Source organism: Campylobacter sp. TTU-622 (assembly GCF_016598965.1).
In the GTDB taxonomy this organism is placed as follows: domain Bacteria; phylum Campylobacterota; class Campylobacteria; order Campylobacterales; family Campylobacteraceae; genus Campylobacter_D.
This window is the reverse complement of the sequence record NZ_JAENKR010000115.1, coordinates 1-3,133: the sequence shown is the minus strand read 5'-3', so window position 1 is coordinate 3,133 and position 3,133 is coordinate 1. Positions and strand designations below refer to the sequence as shown.

Here is a 3,133-nt window from a genome sequence, read left to right as displayed (position 1 = left end):
CCTAAATATAAAATATAAATATTTTTATTTTTATAAAAATCAAATTCTAATTTATCAAATTTTTTATTTATTTTAATAAGATACACAGGTTTTATGTTGTTAGCTTTGGAATTTACCCATGAAATGATTTGTTTTACATTATTATCACTAAGAGAATAACCCATTAAAACTACTAAATCAGTAGAAAAAATGCCTTTAATGTAATTTTCTATTAAGGGAAAGTTATTAGAATATTTTAGATAATCTTCTTCTTTAAAAACTATATTTTGATCTTCTAAACTCCCATGCATTTTAATAAGTTTTGAAAATCCAGTTGCAAATCCTATATCTTCATCTTTTTTTATAATATTATAAAAACAACCTTCATCATCTATTGCTTTTTCAAATAAATTATCCCAATTAGTAGTAATTAAATTTTTAAGATTTAATTTTACAATTTTTTTATGTAAGTCGTTTGGTTGTTTATTATTAGAAATATATTCATTTAGCTTTTGATAATAATAATTTTCTCCAAATTGATTATAAAATTTTTCCGCTAATACCAAATTATCTTCTTTCTGCTTTTTGTCACCATAAAGTTTTTCTGAAATATCCTCTATGAGTTCATTCCAAGTGGGTAAACCAGAATTAGCACTAATACCAGCTCCTGCAAATATACTTAAATAATTTTCATCAAGTGCTTTTTTAATATTTTTAATACTAGTATTTAAAAATACTTTATATTGTTTTTTATCCATAATTTATTATTCCTTTGTTTCTTAATTCTTCATGAAAATCTTTTCTTTTATTAGGATCACTAGTGGTTGCAATAGTAAATCCTGCTTGTTGGATCTTCATAAGAATTTCTTTTGAGATATTTATTTTGTAAAATAGCCTATTAAAATGTTCAGATGTCATTTTTGATTTTCTAGTATAATGAAAAAAAAGACCGCCATATTTTTTATTTTTATTACTTTTTATAGTCTTGTTAAGCACTATATCGTTATTATAACTAATGTTTTGAAAATTATCTTCTTTGATATGCTTTCTCATCTCATTATAAAATGAAGCAAGTTGTTTATTTTCATCTCTAATAAGTTTACGTATAGGGATAGGAAGCTTTTTTAAATATTGATTTTTTTCATCAAAATTATCTACATTAAAAGAAGTCATATAGTAGGATTTATTTGCTGCTAATATTATAAAAGCTGAAGGATAATTTTTATCATAAGCATCAAAATATAAATTTACATTTACACTATGATATTGATAGCGAAGTTTAATACAATTTCCAACTTTTTTATAATTGGAATTATTGTATTTTTTTAATAAAATACCTAAAATAATAGTATTATTACTCATTTACACTCCTTTTGCAATAAATTTAAACTAAGTATAGCTATTTCTTACTTATGATACTTTTTTCTTATAGCCAAAAAAGTAGCTATACTGAATACAATTTAATTATAGTAGTTTTAAATAAATAAGTTATTTTAGTTTCTTATTGATTATTTGTATGAAAAATAGACTTATCTTAAAAGCCTATTTTATCAATATTGTTCTTCTTAAATAGTATTTTTAACCCAATCAGACTCGACTATTGAAAGAACTCTTGCACTTTTGTAGATATTATCATGCTGATTTAGTATCCATAATTTCATATTCTAAAATATTCATATTTTTTCTTGTAAAAATTAAAGCTTTATTTGGTGTTTTTGTTGTATTTTTGATTTTCTTTATAGCAAGATATATCTCGCAACCTAATTGCATTCTTGCTAAATCTTTGCGTAAAACTTCAATTTTTGGTAAAAATCCAAAACCTATAGAAGAAGAGATTTCAAAACCTGTTTTTAAAACTTTTTCAATCTTTCCTTTAAAAATTGTTGATTTTAAAGATTTAGCCCGTTCTCTTTGTTTTTTTAAGGAACAAGAAATAATAATATTAATAAATTTATCTTGAACTGCTTTATAATTATTTCTTTTAACTTGAATGAACTTTTTACGTTTTTCTCCAAAGCGATTATAAATAATTTCATAAAAAGAAATTTTTTGATTTTTAAAATCACAATATAATTTTCCATATTTTAAAACAAGTTCAAGTGCTTGCTTAAGCGCTGAAAAACTTCAGATACTTCAATATTGTAATTATTTGCAATTTGTAAAAGCTCTGATGTCTTTTTAAAATTCATATTTTTTCCATATTAATTTTATATAATTATATCATATAAAAATTAATATTTTATACTTTTATATTATTTAAATATATAAATAAATAAATGTAGTTAAATAATTAATATTTATATAATTATAACAAAATTTATATATTTTAAATAAATAAAAATAATAAATAAAAATAATAAATAAGTAAAATATTATAGTTAATGTTAATTTATATTTTTAAATGTATTTTAGATAGAATAAAAAACAGTTATCATTATTATACACAAGAGGGAAAAGATAAAAAATTAATGAAAAGATTATCTGTAAAAGGAAATAAAGGAAAAAATAAAAAGACCTATGATCAAATAATGGAAATTTTATCAATACAAGTAAAAGAAAATTTACCTTCTAAAGTAGTAGCTTCAAGATATGATGTAACTTTACAAACTGTTTATAAATGGAGAAAAGTATATTCAAAATACCTAGATAATTATGAAAAAATGAAAGAAGAAGCTGAAAGAAAAGCTATAGAAGAAAAAAATAAAGACTTAGAGCAAGAAAGTACTCATGTATTAGATTGTGCAAAAAGATTAAGATCTTTAAGAATATCACTTAATTTAAGTCAACAACGTATAGCAGAAATATTAGATGTTTCTCAATCTATTTATGTAAGATTTGAAAAAGGATACGGACAATTAAATAGTTTTATAATTAAAAAACTTCATAAGTTCTTAGGTATAAATCCTATTTACTTAATTTCTGGAGAAGGAGATTGTTTTTCAATAAAAAATATTGAATTATTTGAAAAACTTAACAAAGAACAAAAAAAATATAGCAATAAAGATCAATCTAAACAAGAAGAAAATAAACAAATACTAATTAATAATAGTTTGTAAATAAACTAATATTATTAAATTTAATTTATAAAATAAATTTCTTATAAAGAATATAAATTTATAAAATAAATTTTTTCTATTTTTAATAAACTATGCTC

5 protein-coding genes are annotated in these 3,133 nt (G+C 20.7%); 2 read left to right on the top strand and 3 right to left on the bottom strand.

The features are described from left to right. From JG677_RS07595 to JG677_RS07585, 3 genes are all read right to left on the bottom strand, one after another. Positions 1-737 (bottom strand): SIR2 family protein (locus JG677_RS07595; protein ID WP_200286046.1); only part of this gene is annotated, 737 nt, incomplete at its 3' end. After that, complete coding sequence (locus JG677_RS07590; RefSeq protein ID WP_200286044.1) at positions 730-1,341, bottom strand: DNA repair protein Rad50; 612 nt, start codon at positions 1,339-1,341, stop codon at positions 730-732. The genes JG677_RS07595 and JG677_RS07590, both read right to left, overlap by 8 nt. Before the next feature lie 270 nt (positions 1,342-1,611). After that, positions 1,612-1,749, bottom strand: a complete 138-nt coding sequence (locus JG677_RS07585) for a hypothetical protein (RefSeq protein WP_200286042.1) — start codon at positions 1,747-1,749, stop codon at positions 1,612-1,614. A gap of 13 nt (positions 1,750-1,762) precedes the next feature. Between JG677_RS07585 and JG677_RS07580 the strand changes: the two genes are divergently transcribed. After that, a complete protein-coding gene (locus tag JG677_RS07580) occupies positions 1,763-1,939 on the top strand; it encodes a hypothetical protein (RefSeq protein ID WP_200286040.1) in 177 nt (58 codons plus the stop codon). Positions 1,940-2,447: 508 nt separating this feature from the next. Further along, on the top strand, positions 2,448-3,035 hold the full coding sequence (locus tag JG677_RS07575) for a helix-turn-helix domain-containing protein (protein ID WP_200286037.1): 588 nt from the start codon (positions 2,448-2,450) through the stop codon (positions 3,033-3,035). Positions 3,036-3,133 lie beyond the last annotated feature (98 nt).

Excerpts from the sequence above, each read along its gene's own strand:
- JG677_RS07590 (WP_200286044.1), bottom strand. The coding sequence starts at position 1,341 with ATGAGTAATAATACTATTATTTTAGGTATTTTATTAAAAAAATACAAT.
- JG677_RS07585 (WP_200286042.1), bottom strand. The coding sequence starts at position 1,749 with ATGCAATTAGGTTGCGAGATATATCTTGCTATAAAGAAAATCAAAAAT.
- JG677_RS07575 (WP_200286037.1), top strand. The coding sequence starts at position 2,448 with ATGAAAAGATTATCTGTAAAAGGAAATAAAGGAAAAAATAAAAAGACC.